The following is a 13,385-nucleotide window of genomic DNA, read 5'->3' as shown; positions in this document are numbered from 1 at the left end:
CGGTCGCGGCCGAAGCCGCTCCTACAGGTGAGTCGGCACTGACGCAGGCCGACGTCTGCGGCGCCATCCTGTTCGAAAGGCGCTGCAGATCGCCGATCGCAACCTGCAGCGCAACCGCAACCGCCGCGACTCAGCCGAACACGAACTTGCCCTTCATCATCGCCCAGTGCCCCGGGAACGAGCAGAAGAACGTGTAGTCGCCGCCCTTGCTCAACTTGGCAGTGGAGAACTTGACCGTGTCCGACTGCCCGGCGCCGATCACCTTGGTGTGCGCGATGATCCGCGCGTCGTTCTTCGGCAGGTAGTTGTCGGCCAGGCTGGAGCTGGTGCCGGCATTGGCCACCGCCTGGAAGTCCGGGGTCTTGGTCAGCACCCAGTTGTGGCCCATCACCGCGGCAGCGAGCTTGCCGCTGTGCTTGAGCGTCAGCGCCACTTCGGTGCAGTCGGCGGCGACCTTGATCTGGGGCTGGTCGAAAGACATCTGGTCGGTACCGGTGATGGTCACCGCGCAGGTCTTGGCCCAGGCCGCCGGCGCGAACGCGAGCGCGGCGAGGACCAGCAAGGGGGACAGCGACTTCGCTTTCAAGACGGACTCCTTCAATGGGGACGGCACAGCAACGCGAACCTCGCCAGCATGCGCTGCGCGCGCAGCGGCGTCGCCACGACTGTCTGCCTTTGCGCAAATGTTTGTCAACGACAAGTCCTCGTGCACTGCAGCATCCGGCGCAGGCAATGCCTAGGCGTTGCGGAAGAATCCATGCAGCGGATCGTGCAGCGCCATCCTCGGCGCCGGCACCGGCAGCGGCCCGCGTTTGCCGGCCGCCACCTGCGCGAACGCGCTCTTGAATCGCGCCATCTCCGGCGCGGTGCCGACGGTGATGCGCGACCGGTTCGGCCACAACGCCCAGCTGCGGCCGACGAACACGCCATAGGTGGCCATCGCGTCCATGAACTCCTTCGCCGGGCGCTTCACGTCGACCATGAAGCAATTGCTTTCCGATGCCGTGCACGCATAGCCCTGCGCCCCGAGCCAGCGCACCACGTCGCTGCGGATGGCGCTGTTGAGCGTGCGCCGCTGCGGCACCAGCGCCGGATCGCGCAGGCTGACCAGGCCGGCGGCGGCCGCGGTCACCGGCAGGCTGTTGACGCTGTAGAACTTCAGCTTGGCCAGCAACTCCGGCCGCGCCACCGCATAGCCCAGGCGGATGCCGGCCATGCCGTAGAGCTTGGAGAAGGTGCGCAACACGATCACGTCGTCGCCGGCGGCGACGCGGTCGACCATGCTGCGGGCGCTGTCGGAGAAATGCAGATACGCCTCGTCGACCACCAGCACGCTGCCCTTGGGCTTGTGCGCCAGCGCGTAGTCCAGGTCCTTGCGCGACGTCACCGAACCGGTGGGATTGTTCGGGTTGCAGATGTAGATCACCCCGGCGTTGGCGTCGGCGGCGCACATCGCCTGCACGTCGTGCGCGTCGTCCTTGCGCAGCGGCACCTTGATCACCTTGGCGCCGTTGCGCGCAGCGGCACGCCAGCCGGATTCGAAGGTGGGGTCGGCAGTGACCAGCGACGCGCTGGGCGAGGTGAACGCCAGCATGGTGTAGTCCAGCGGCTCGGTGGAACCGGCGTAGGCCATCAGGTGATCGATGCCCACGCCGAGCTGGTCGGCGAGAGTCTGCAGCAATTCCAGTTGCAGCTCGCCCAGGTAACGGCCGCCGCTGGACGCGATCGCGGCGATCGCGCGCTGCGCGGCCGGCGACGGTCCGCCGGGATATTCGTTGGCGTTGATCAGCACCGGCGCCAGGTCGGCATTGGTCGCCTGCACCGCGGCGGGCGCGGCCTGCGCCAGCCACGGCGCGCCGAAGCCGGCCGCGGCAACCAGCGCCGAGTCCTTGAGGAAAGTGCGACGCGAACGCGACGGCTGCTGCATGGCGGACTCCTTGGAAGACAGGGCGAAGAACCTACGGACGCACGGCAACCACTTCGATCTCGATGCGGTACAGCGGATTGCCCAGCGCGGCGATCTGGAACGCCGAGCGCGACGGCAGGTTGGGCTGTTCGGGCGTGCCGAAGAACTGCCGGTAGCCCTCCATGAACCCGGCGAAATCCATCTTCCCGCCCAGCGCCGGATCGCCGACCAGGAACGCCTGCATCTTGACCACGTCGCGCATGCCCAGGCCCATGCCGTGCAGCTGCGCTTCGATCTGCGACAGCACGCTGATGGTCTGCGCCTTGGTGTCGCCGTAGGCGGCGGGCGAATCCTTCGGCGCGCTCGCATCGATCGGCCGCGGCACCGCGCCGCTGAGATAGACCGTGGTCTTGCCCGCCGGGATCTCCACCGCCGCGGAAATCGGGAAATCGCTGTTGGGAATCTTGTGGCGCACGATTTCGGCGGCGCCGGCCAGGGCGGGCAGCCACAGCGCAGCGCACAGACCGGCACGGAGCGAGCGGGAAACGAACGAACGGCGCATGCGGAACTCCTCGCGATCGGAAAAGAGAATGAAACGGAACCGGCTCAGTGCCGCAGCGTGCGCACCTCGTCGGCGCTGAGCTTGCCGGGATAGTCGTTGCCGAACTGGCTGCGCACGTAATGCACGACCTCGGCGACCTGCTGGTCGTTGAGCATGCCGGCGAAACCGGGCATGCCGCCGCGGCCGTCGAGCACCATCATCGCCACGTACGGCGCCGCGGCCACCTTGGGGTTGCCGGCCAGCGCCGGATACTCGCCGCCGCCGCGCGCGCCCTGCCCGCCGGGCATGTGGCAGCTCTGGCAGATCGCCGCGTACACGGTGGCGCCGGAGGCGGTGGCGAACGCGGCCTGCGGATACAGCGGCGTGGCATCGGAGCTCTGCGCCGCGGCCGGGCCGATCGCCGGCGGCAGCATCAGCGCCAGCACCCCGGCCGCGACCGCCGCGGCGAGCATCCAGTGACGATCCAGCTTCATGCGCGGGCTCCGTTGACGACGCGGCGATGCAGGCGCTCGATCGCGTCGAGTGCCGAGGTGATGGCCCCTTCCTGCCAGGCCGGAATGTACGAGGCGTGCTCGCCGGCGAGCGCGATGCGGCCGTCGATCCGGCACAGGTTCTCGTAGTGCTCGGCGCGTGCGGCATCGCTCCACACGCCGAAGCAGCCATGGGTGAACGGTACCCGGTGCCAGCCCACGGCGATGCCGTTGTCGAATTCGCGCGGGTACTGCGGATGCAGCTGGGTGCCGTATTCCACCGCCTTGGCCACGCGCTGCTGCGGCGTCATCGAGGTGAACTCGAACGCCTCCAGTCCCCATACGTAGGCGCCGAGCAGCACGCCCTTGCCGGCGCTCTGGAAACCGGTGCTCGGATAGCTGATCAGGGTGATCGGCAGGTCGGTGTAGCTGATGCCGCCGTAGATCGCCTCGTCCTCTTCCCAGAAGCGGCGCTTGAACTGCAGCCCGACCTTCACCGAAGCCGCGTACGGCACCTGGCCGATCGCGGCGGCCATCTTCTCGCCCACCGCGAGCGGAATGCGGCTGAGGATCGACAGCGGGATCGTGCACACGCACCAATCGGCCTTGGCCAGTTGCTCGGCGCCGGCGCCGTCCTGGTACGCGACGCTGACCCCGTGCGCGTCCTGATCGATGCGCGTGACCCGTGCGTTGTAGCGGATCGCGTCGCCGAGCTGGCGCGCGAACGCCTTGCCGATCTGGTCCATGCCGCCGACCGGCTGGAACATCGCGGTCTGCATTTCGTAGTTGTTGCCCGCCGCCAGCGTGGTCCACAGCCGCGAGCGCAGGATGTCCTGAGTGGTGAACGGTTCGGAGAACTGCGGCTTGCCGGACAGGCCGCCGCCGGGATACTTGGCGAAGCCGCGGCGCTCGCTGCTCTCGCGGCCTTTGACGTAGCCGAAATCCTTGTCCAGCGCGCCCCAGTTGCGCAGCGACTCGAGCAGGATCTCCTGGTCCTCGCGCTGCACCTGCGCATCCAGCGCGCCCTGCCGGGTGCTCTTGGCCAGCAGTTCGGCCACGTGCCCCTTGTAGTCGGCGTCGATGTCGCGGAAACGCTGCGGCTTGCCGCCGAACCCCTCGCGGCTGTGCAGCAACGCGTTGAAGTTGACCTGCACGAACGGTTCCAGCGCCACCCCGAACTGCTTGCAGTAGGACAGCACCGCCTTGTGATGGTGCGGGATGCGCCACGGGCCGGGATTGAGGTACATGCCCTCGTCGAAACCGCACTGCTGCTCGAAGCCGCCCAGTTCGGTGTAGCGATCGCCGCCGCGCAGCGTCCAGTTGCGGCCGCCGGGACGCGCGTTGTACTCGAGCACCTGCACGCGATAGCCGGCCTTGCGCAGCTCATAGGCCGCGGTCAGCCCGGCCAGGCCGGCGCCGAGCACCAGCACCGACGCGCCCTTGGCGTCGCCGTCCAGCCGCGGTACGCCGCCGAAGCGCGATTCGGCAGCCAGGCCCAGGCTGTGCATCGCCTGGTACATCATCGCGCCGCCGCCGGCCAGGCCGATCCTGGCGAGCAATTGGCGGCGGGTCATGGCGCCCCTGGTTGGTGCTTGCATCGTCGATATCGCCTCACGGATTGCGGATCGACCATAGCCGCCGCGGCGGCGGCGCAGGCCGTGTGCGGCGGGTAGGTCGCGATGGAGCGGGTAGGAGTGCGGCCGGCGGCGCGCGGCGCGAGCGGATGCGCCGCTGGCGGACGGACCCTCACCCCAACCCCTCTCCCGGGGGGAGAGGGGCTCAAGCGGGGCGCGCGCAGCTCAGAAGCGGTAGGTCAGCTTGGCGTAGTAGCGCGCGCCGAAGTAGCCGACCGGGCTGCCGGTCAGGTACGGCGAGTTGTAGTAGCTGAGGTAGTTCTTCTCGAGGTAGTCGTACGCCGCCGCCGGCACCTTGTCGGGGTATTTGTTGAATACGTTGTCGCCGCCGACGCTGACGGTCAGCTGTTCGGTGGGCCGGAACGTCAGTTCGACGTTGGTCAGCGCCATCGTGCCGATCTTCTGCTTGTAGTACGGCGCGCCGTTGACGTCGACCACGTCGAGCTGGCTCAGCACGCTGTCGGGGAAGATGTCGCCGTTCCACTCGTCGTACGGCGCGATCAGCTGGTACTGCGGGCCATAGACCGCCTCGGTCACGCGCAGGCTGAACTTGCCGATGTTGAACGTGGCGCCCAGGTTGAACCGGTACTTGGGCGCGTTGTTCTCCAGGTTGATCAGCGTCGCCGCGCTGTACATGGTGGCGCCGCCGAGCACCTCCGGCGCCGGCTTGGCGCTGAGCACCTCGGTCTTGTTGTAGTTGGCCGCCAGCATCCAGTCGATCGAGCCCCAGTCGAACTCGGTGATGTAGTTGGTCACCCAGTCCACGCCGGTGCTGCGCGTCTTCAGCGCATTATTGAAGATCGCCACCGAGATGTTCTGCCGCGCGGTGGCGTCGAGCGAGCCGCCCGGCGCGGCCGGATCGATGCCGCCGAGATAGCCGAAATCGACCAGCGCCTGGCCCAGCGCGGCGTTGTAGGCGGCGTCGGGCGTGCCGTCGCCATTCGTGTCGCCCGGCTGGCCGGCCTTGGAATATTCGAAGGTGCCCACGCCGATGCGGTCGGAAATGGTGATGCGGTAGAGATCGAGCGTGCTGTCGAAGTTGGGCATCGGCCGGAACACGAAGCCCAGGCTGTAGTTGGTGCTGGTCTCCGGTTTCAGGCTGCCGAAGCCCAGTGCCGCCGCAGCCGCGCTGTTGGGCTGCAGGGTCGGGGTGGCGCTGGTCGGGCCGACCTGCACCGCCGAGTAATAGCCTTCCTGCAGGGTCGGCGCGCGGAACCCGGTGCTGGCGGTGCCGCGTACCGCGAAGGTGTCGGTGAAGTCGAAGCGCGTGGTCAGCTTGCCGACCACCTTGCTGCCGAAGTCGCTGTAGTCCTCGTAACGCCCGGCCACATCCACCAGCCACTTCTCGGTCGGATTGAACACCACGTCGGCGTAGGCTGCGTAGCTGTGGCGGCTGTAGGAGCCGGTGTTGAACAGCGGGTTGTAGCCGGGGAACGAGGACGCGCCGGCGCCGTAGTACGAGGTCGGATCGCCCGGATCGATGCCGTACTGGTCGCGGCGGTATTCGACGCCGGCGTTGAAGGTCAGCGGCTGCGACAGGCCGACGTCGAAATCGTGCGTGGCGTTGAAGTTGGTGGTCCACTGGCTGGCCCAGAAACTGCCGTCGTAGAAGTCCTCGGGCGAATAGCCGTAGTCCTGCCACAGGCTGAAGTTCATCGAGTTCAGCGTGTACACGTCCATCTCGTTCTTGCCGTAGCTGCTGGAGAAATCCCACGACCAATCGGCCAGCACGCCCTTCAGCCCGGCGGTCAACTCGTAGTCGACCTCGTCGGAGGCCTCGGACGGATTGAAGCCCAGCGGATACTTGTGGCTGACCGCGCCGGTCACCGGATCGACGTAGCCGCCGTCCTGGCTGGGACGGCGGTAGTTCTCCTCCGACTGCGCGGTCTTCTTGCCGTAGCTGCCGAACGCGTAGAACTCCAGCGTGTCGCTGAGCACCACCCCGGAGTTGAAGAACAGCGCCTTGCGGTGCACTTCCGGCGGGTTGAGCCAGGCGTTGACGTTGGGGAAGCGCCCGTTGAGGGTCATGCCCTCGACGTCGTCGGCCAGGAAGTCGGCCATGCTCGGATTCACCGCCGTGCAGTCGGCATAGTTGGCCACGCAGTCGGCATAACTGTACGAACCGAGCCGGTACACCGTCTTGCGGTTCTCGACCTCGGCGCTGAGGCTGAAATACGCCGCGTCGCTGCCGAAGCCGATGTTGGCGCCCCACGAATCGGTGCCGCCACCGCCATCCTTGTAGCCCGCGTAACCGGCGTCCACTTCGCCGCCGTCGTGGTTCTTCTTGAGGATGATGTTGATGACCCCGGCGATCGCGTCCGAACCGTACAGCGCGGCGGCGCCGTCGGTCAGCACTTCGACGTGATCGATCGCCGCGGCCGGGATGAACGACAGATCGGCCGAGGCCGCGCCGGTGGTGGTGTTGACGTTGGAGGTGATGTGGCGGCGCTTGCCGTTGACCAGCACCAGGGTGTGGTTGGGCGAGAGATTGCGCAGGCTGGCGGTGAGCGTCTGGCTCGCCATGTCGTTGCCGGTCTGGTTGGCGTTGTACGACGGCACCTGGTTGGCGATGGCGTTGATCAGGTCGGGCGCGGCCGACTGCTTGAGCATCTCCGCACTCACCAGTTGGATCGGCGCCGGGCTGTCGGTGACCGCCATGTTGGCCTTGCGCGTGCCGGTCGAAATGACCGTGATCGCATCCAGCGTCTTGGCCTCGCCACCCGGCTCTTCGGCCAGCGCCGGCAGCGCCTGTGCACCGGCCAGCAGCAGCGTCAGCGTGGCCAGCCCGTGGCCGTGCCGTGCATTGCACAGTCCCCTGCATACCGATTCCGCCAGACGATCGGCGTTCAAACGCTTGCTCATGTTCAAGACCCCCGAGGTGACGTGGATGTGGCGTGGATGCGCACCGGTTCCCCGACCGGCGGCGCCGCGATCGCGGCGTGCAGGGACCATAGCCAGCACACGGCACCGGACGACCGGATCCGACGGGTAGGTGCGCCGCGAGCGGGTGGGTGGGGGGTGGCGAGCGCCGAGCCGCGGGTAGTGGCGTTCATCGCCGCGGGGGAGTGGGTTAATCTCGGCCAACGACACTTCGGACCCGACCCATGTTCCAGCCGCGCCGTTGCGTGCAGCGCCAGACGCGGTGGCCGCGTTGATCCATCCAAGCCCGAAATTGCTGCTGCTCGACTTCGACGGCGTGCTGGCGGCCTACTCGCGGGCGGCACGCATCGCGCACCTGGCCACCCATTGCGGCTGCGATCCGGCGCGGGTGCGGGAGGTCCTGTTCGCCTCCGGACTGGAAACCGCCTACGACGGCGGCGCCATCGCCACCGCCGCCTACCTGCAACGGCTAGGCGAAGGCCTTGGCACGCAGGTGGACGAGGCCGCCTGGATCGCCGCACGCGTGGCCGGCACCCGCGGCGATCCCGGCGTGATCGAACGCGTCCTGGTGCTGGCCGACAGGATCGACATCGGCGTACTGACCAACAACGGCGCACTGATGGCGCAAGCGATCCCGCGCATCGTACCGACCCTGTTCCCGCTACTGCACGGGCGCGTGCTGTGCAGCGGCGCCCTCGGCGGCCGCAAACCGCAGCCCGAGGTCTACCGCCGCGCGCTCGCCCACTTCGGCGTCGCCCCGCGGCACGCCCTGTTCATCGACGACCTGTTCGTCAACGTCCGCGGCGCCCGCGCGATCGGCCTACCCGCCGAAACCGCCAGCGGCACCCGCGCCCTGCGCCGCGCCCTTGCGCGGCACGGCTTGGGCTAGACGACGCTCCTATCGCCGACAGAGCCCGCGTCCGCCGCAGCTGCCATAACGCCCGCGGCCATTCCTGCTGTAGCTGTAGCTGTAGCTGTGGCTGTGGCTGTGGCTGTGGCTGTGGCTGTGGCTGTAGCTGTAGCTGTGGCCGTAGCTGTGGCTGTTGATGCTGCTGTGGCTTTGCTTTACCGGGTTCCCTTACGTAGCGGCGAATAGGACGGGAAAAACCCCGAAGGGGCGGCGCACATGGATGTGCGCCGTTCACGGCAGGGGCAGGATGCCCCTTCCGTGAATCCCGGCCTATTCGCGGACCCGGAGCGCGCAGCGCGGAGGGCGCGAAGTCAGGGTGTGCTTTCTTTTGGTTACTTTTCTTTGCACAAGCAAAGAAAAGTGACTCGCGCAAAGCGCGAAAGCTTTGCTTGTACCGTTGCCGTTGCCGTTGCCGTTGCCGTTGAATCAAAAGCCAACAGACACTCAAACGTCAATCAGGCTCAACGCTTACCGACATAAGCCTGCAAAGCCGCCCGCAACCGCTTCAACCCCTCAGCCATTTCCTGATCGGTGATATTCAACGAAGGCACGAAGCGCAACACATCCGGCCCCGCCTGCAACGTCAACAACCCATGCGCAGCGGCATGATCGAGGATCGCCCCGGCCTGCCCCGCATGCGCCTGGTTCAGCACCGCGCCGAGCATCAAGCCACGCCCGCGCACCTGCGCAAACAGCTTGAAGTCGTCGTTGAGCGCGGCCAACCCCTGCCGCAGCGCCGCCGCCTGCCGCGACACGTTCGCCGCGATCGGCGCCGACGCCAGCTTGCGCAGCGCCACCCGCGCCACCGCCGCGGCCAGCGGATTGCCGCCGAAGGTACTGCCGTGCGCGCCGAACTGCATCGTCTCGGCCACCTTCGGCCCGGCCAGCAGCGCACCGATCGGGAAACCGCCGCCCAATGCCTTGGCCAGGGTCACGATGTCCGGCGTCACCTCGTCCTGCCAGTGCGCGAACAAGGTGCCGGTGCGGCCCATGCCGCACTGGATCTCGTCCAGCAGCAGCAGCGCGCCGTGGTGGTCGCACAGCGCGCGCACCTGCGCCAGGAAACCCGGCGCGGCCGGCATCACCCCGCCCTCGCCCTGCAGCGGCTCGATCATCACCGCGGCCACGTCGCCGGCGGCCATCGCCGTCTCCAACTGCACGATGTCGTTGAAATCCACATAGCGGAAGCCGCCGGGCAGCGGCTCGTAGCCTTCCTGGTACTTCGGCTGCGCGGTGGCGGTGACCGCGGCCAGGGTGCGGCCGTGGAAGCTGCCACGGAAGGTGACGATGACCCGCCGGTCCGGCGCGCGGCCCTGGCTGGCAGCCCACTTGCGTACCAGCTTGATCGCCGCCTCGTTGGCCTCGCTGCCGGAGTTGCACAGGAACACCCGCTGCGCAAAGCGCGACGCGGCGACCAGCTCCTCGGCCAGGCGCAGCGGCGGCTCGCTGTAGAACACGTTGCTGGTGTGCCACAGCTTGCCGGCCTGCTCAAGCAGCGCCGCCGTCAGGTCCGGATCGTTGTGGCCGAGCCCGCACACGGCGATGCCGGCGGACAGGTCGATGTAGTCGCGGCCTTCGCTGTCCCACACCTTGGCGCCCTGGCCGCGCTCCAGCACCAGCTGGCGCGGACGGTAGATCGGCAGGTAGTAGTGCTGGCCGAGGGCGATCAGATCCGCGGCGGAGGAAGCGGTCATCGAAGGGATTCCTGGGAGAAAGCGCACGAGTATAAGACCGCCGGCGCGGCGGCCGCGCGCGGCTGGGCGGGTGTGCGCGGCAGGCGCCTGCGCGGCTACGGCCTGGCACCTGTGCCGGGCGCTGCGGCGCAGTCGGGCGCACACACCGCGCCGTCTGCGCTCGACACCCAGGGTGCGCCCAGCGCCGGCAGCCGCGCCACCGCCGCAGGCACGCCGGGATCGGTTGGCGCCCGTCCGGCGCGCAGCGGCGGTGCCGCCAGGAACACGAATCCGTCGGCGACCGGATGCCAGCCCAGGCCGCGCCGGCGCCAGCGCAGCACCGGCTGCACCAGCACCCGGTTCGGGGCTACGCCCGGCAGCCGCGCCAGGTCCTGCGCCAGGCGCAGCGCCGCCGCCGCATTGAGGTCGTGCACGCCCCAGGCCAGCAGCGCGCAGCCGCCGCCCGCGGCCGCCTGCGCCCGTGCCGCCAACTGCGCAGCGAGCCCTTCCGCGGCAGTGCGCCCGGCAAGTTCGTCGGGCGTGTAGGCGCGCAGGCGATGGCCTTGCAGGTAATGGCCGAAGAAGTCCTGTTCGGCCAACCTGCGGTACGGCGCGCTGGAGGGGCCGAACTTGTACGGCAGCACCACCGGCAGCACGACATCGCGGCAACCGGGCAGCCGCTGCACGACCTGCGCCGACCCGCGCCAGGCCTCGTTGCGCTGCAACGGGCGGCCGCGCAGCAACCACAGCTGCGCGCCCACCAGCACGATCAGCACGGCCGCGGCGATGCGCCCGCCACGGCTGCGCGCGCTCGGCCCCGCCACGTCGTACAGGCGCGCCAGCAAGGCCCAGGCGAACGGCGCGGCGGTGAGCAGGTTGCGCGCGGAAAACGACGGCGCAATCGCGACGCTCACCACGATCCCGCTCACCACCATGCCGACCAGCACGCAGCCGCACAGCGCCGCGACCCAATCGGCCTGCCCGCGGATCCGCGCAGGGTCGTGCGGAGCCGCGGGCAGGCGCCGCCACACCCAACGGCCCAGCAGCGCGAGCACCGCCAGCATGGTGCCCCCGGACAGCAGGTCGCGGCTGGCGCTGAGCAACTGGACATAGAAGAACCGGGCATCGTTGCGGAACCACAGCTGGTGCACGTCCTGCTGGGTGCAGTGCAGCAACAACAGCACGAAGCCGACATTGAGCGCCAGGATCGCCACGCCGGATACCGCCAGCGCCACGCGCAGACGCGTGTCGCGCTGCGTCGCGATCAGGAACAGCAGCACCATGCCGACGCACAACAGCAGATAGGCGTGGGTGAAGCTGGCGATCAGTCCCAATACGCTGAGCGCGGCCCAGTGCGCGAACGGGAAGACGTCGCTGGTCTGCGCACGTCGGCGCAACGCGACGGCGCTGCTCAGCAGGCCAGCCGACAGCAGCAGGCACAGCGCATAACTGCGCGCGTTCTGGCTCTGCTCGAACCAGAACACCGACACCGCGCCCGCCGCCAGGGCGAAGGCCAGCGCCGCCGGCGAGAACACGCGCCGCAGGCCGGATCCGAACACGCCCAGCGCCAGCACCGCGGCCACCGCGCTGGGCAGGCGCAGCGCCGCCTCGCCGTTGCCGGCCAGTTGGCTCCACGCATACAGCAGCACGTAGTACAGCGGCGGATGGGTGTCGGTGAGCGCGCGCCGCCACAGTTCGGCCAGGCCCTGGCCGTGGCCCATCACGTGCACCGTGTACAGCTCGTCGATCCAGTAGTCGCTGGCATCCAGGCCGACGAAGGCGAACACGCAAGCGCAGGCCGCGATCGCGGCGAAGGCCAGTGCCGGCCAGCGCGGCGCCGCGCCGGCGAGGTTGCGCAGCTCGCTCACTCCTTCATCGCCAGCGGCGACGCTGCGACGGTGTCGCGGCTCGGCGCGGCGCCGGCCGCGGCATCCTCGGGCCGCCAGGCGCTGCGCTTGGCGGCGTGGTAGTTCCACCCGCCCGCGGCCAGCGCGCCGGCGGCGCCGGCCAGCCACCACGGCAACCGCAGCGCATGCAGGCCGCTGCCGATCAGCTCGCTGAGGATCGCGCCGCCGAGACAGGCCGCATAGAACATCGCCATGCCGTGCAGCAGGCGCATGCCGCTCAGGCGCCGATCGCGGAAGGTCAGCAGGTTGTTGCACTGGAAATTCCAGCCCATCGCCGTACAGATCGCCAGCAACTGCGCCAGCCAGAAGGCCGTGCCCAGCATCAGCAACGTGCCCAGCGACAGCAGGTGCACGCCCATGCCGCTGAGTCCGACCGCGAAGAACAGGTTCATGCGCGCCGGCAGCCAGCCGCGCGTGCGCTTTTCCAGCAGCAGTGCGGCCAGTTCGGCGACCACACGCGCGTCGAGCTTGGAGGCGCCGCCGCGGCGGCGGCGCAGCTGCGTCGGCACCTGCACCGTGTAGGGACGCCGCCGCGCCGAGGCCAGCACATCGACCAGGATCTTGAAGCCGACGCCGGACAGCTGCGGCCGCACCTGCCGATACCAGGACCGGCGCATCAGGAAGCAACCGCTCATCGGATCGGCTACGCCCAGCCCAAGCAGCGCCTGGCTCAGGCGTACGCCGACGCGGCTGAGCGCATGCCGGTGGCGGCACAGGCCGGAACCGCCCGCGTCCAGATATCGGCTGGCGACCACCACCTCGGCCTCGCTGTCGCGCATGCGCCGCAGCATGCGCGCGATCAGCGCCGGATCGTGCTGGCCGTCGCCGTCCATGATCGCCAGGCAACGGCCGCGGGCGCTGTCCCAGCCGGCGATCGCGGCCGAGGCCAGGCCGCGGCCGCCGCGGCGGCGCACCAGGCGCACCGCCGGATTGCCGGCCGCATACGCGGTCACCGCCTGCGCGGTGCGCTCGTCGTCGGAGTCGTCGACCACGATCGCTTCGTAGTCGACGTGCTGCAGATGCGCGGCGAGTTCGCGCAATACCGGACCGATGGCCTCGTGTTCGTTCAAGGTACAGATGACGACGGAGACCGTCGGCGCGGCCTGCAACGCGGCGGGCGAAGACGAGGGCATGGACAGATCCAGGGGCGCGGGGGCGAGCGCCGAAGGGTCTGCAGCGGATGTGGCGGCGGATTGCCGTCGCATGCCGGTTTCGTGCATGCATGCGCATACGCTGCAACGCAACGTCACGCGCTGACGCAGAAAATGGCGAAGGCCTGCAAAGGCAAGGACGGCGAGCGTCGCCGCCCGGCTTGATCGGTGATGAACGGCCGGCGCGCGCGGATCGCGGCGGCGATGCCTGCGCGGCGTCTGCCGGTCGCGCGGCTGTGCATTTGCGCAGCCGCCGCCGGCGCAAAGCCGACTACCCTGCTTTCGATGCGCC

General features: G+C 69.1%; 10 protein-coding genes. 1 reads left to right on the top strand and 9 read right to left on the bottom strand.

What is annotated here, in order from left to right:
* Positions 1–130: 130 nt before the first annotated feature.
* From azu to AB8810_RS05175, 6 genes are all read right to left on the bottom strand, one after another.
* Positions 131–571, bottom strand: coding sequence for an azurin (azu, locus tag AB8810_RS05200; RefSeq protein WP_318241178.1), 441 nt, complete (start codon positions 569–571; stop codon positions 131–133).
* A gap of 165 nt (positions 572–736) precedes the next feature.
* On the bottom strand, positions 737–1,927 hold the full coding sequence (locus tag AB8810_RS05195; protein WP_369915748.1) for a pyridoxal phosphate-dependent aminotransferase: 1,191 nt from the start codon (positions 1,925–1,927) through the stop codon (positions 737–739).
* A 31-nt stretch (positions 1,928–1,958) separates the two neighbouring features.
* Entirely contained in the window at positions 1,959–2,468 is a 510-nt protein-coding gene (locus AB8810_RS05190; protein WP_206229633.1) for a RidA family protein, read from the bottom strand.
* A 44-nt stretch (positions 2,469–2,512) separates the two neighbouring features.
* The gene (locus AB8810_RS05185; protein WP_225209733.1) at positions 2,513–2,941 is read right to left on the bottom strand and encodes a cytochrome c; all 429 of its coding nucleotides are present in this window, start codon (positions 2,939–2,941) and stop codon (positions 2,513–2,515) included.
* The gene (locus AB8810_RS05180; RefSeq protein WP_369915747.1) at positions 2,938–4,536 is read right to left on the bottom strand and encodes an NAD(P)/FAD-dependent oxidoreductase; all 1,599 of its coding nucleotides are present in this window, start codon (positions 4,534–4,536) and stop codon (positions 2,938–2,940) included. The genes AB8810_RS05185 and AB8810_RS05180 overlap by 4 nt, the downstream gene beginning before the upstream one ends.
* 201 nt (positions 4,537–4,737) lie before the next feature.
* Positions 4,738–7,434 carry a TonB-dependent receptor plug domain-containing protein gene (locus tag AB8810_RS05175; RefSeq protein ID WP_369915746.1) on the bottom strand — a complete coding sequence of 899 codons (2,697 nt, stop codon included), beginning with the start codon at positions 7,432–7,434 and terminating at the stop codon, positions 4,738–4,740.
* A 292-nt stretch (positions 7,435–7,726) separates the two neighbouring features.
* Here AB8810_RS05175 and AB8810_RS05170 point away from each other — a divergent pair, with 292 nt between their 5' ends.
* Positions 7,727–8,341, top strand: coding sequence for an HAD-IA family hydrolase (locus AB8810_RS05170; protein WP_369916622.1), 615 nt, complete (start codon positions 7,727–7,729; stop codon positions 8,339–8,341).
* A gap of 482 nt (positions 8,342–8,823) precedes the next feature.
* Here the strand turns inward: AB8810_RS05170 and AB8810_RS05165 are convergent, their stop codons facing one another.
* The 3 genes from AB8810_RS05165 to AB8810_RS05155 all read right to left on the bottom strand — a co-directional run bounded on the left by AB8810_RS05165 (position 8,824) and on the right by AB8810_RS05155 (position 13,075).
* Positions 8,824–10,056, bottom strand: a complete 1,233-nt coding sequence (locus tag AB8810_RS05165; protein WP_369915745.1) for an acetylornithine transaminase — start codon at positions 10,054–10,056, stop codon at positions 8,824–8,826.
* A 95-nt stretch (positions 10,057–10,151) separates the two neighbouring features.
* The gene (locus AB8810_RS05160) at positions 10,152–11,903 is read right to left on the bottom strand and encodes a glycosyltransferase family 39 protein (protein WP_369915744.1); all 1,752 of its coding nucleotides are present in this window, start codon (positions 11,901–11,903) and stop codon (positions 10,152–10,154) included.
* On the bottom strand, positions 11,900–13,075 hold the full coding sequence (locus tag AB8810_RS05155; protein ID WP_369915743.1) for a glycosyltransferase: 1,176 nt from the start codon (positions 13,073–13,075) through the stop codon (positions 11,900–11,902). The genes AB8810_RS05160 and AB8810_RS05155 overlap by 4 nt, the downstream gene beginning before the upstream one ends.
* Between the last annotated feature and the right edge of the window lie 310 nt (positions 13,076–13,385).

It is taken from the genome of Xanthomonas sp. NCPPB 3005 (genome assembly GCF_041228095.2).
In the GTDB taxonomy this organism is placed as follows: domain Bacteria; phylum Pseudomonadota; class Gammaproteobacteria; order Xanthomonadales; family Xanthomonadaceae; genus Xanthomonas_A; species Xanthomonas_A bonasiae.
This window is presented reverse-complemented; position numbering and strand designations above follow the sequence as displayed.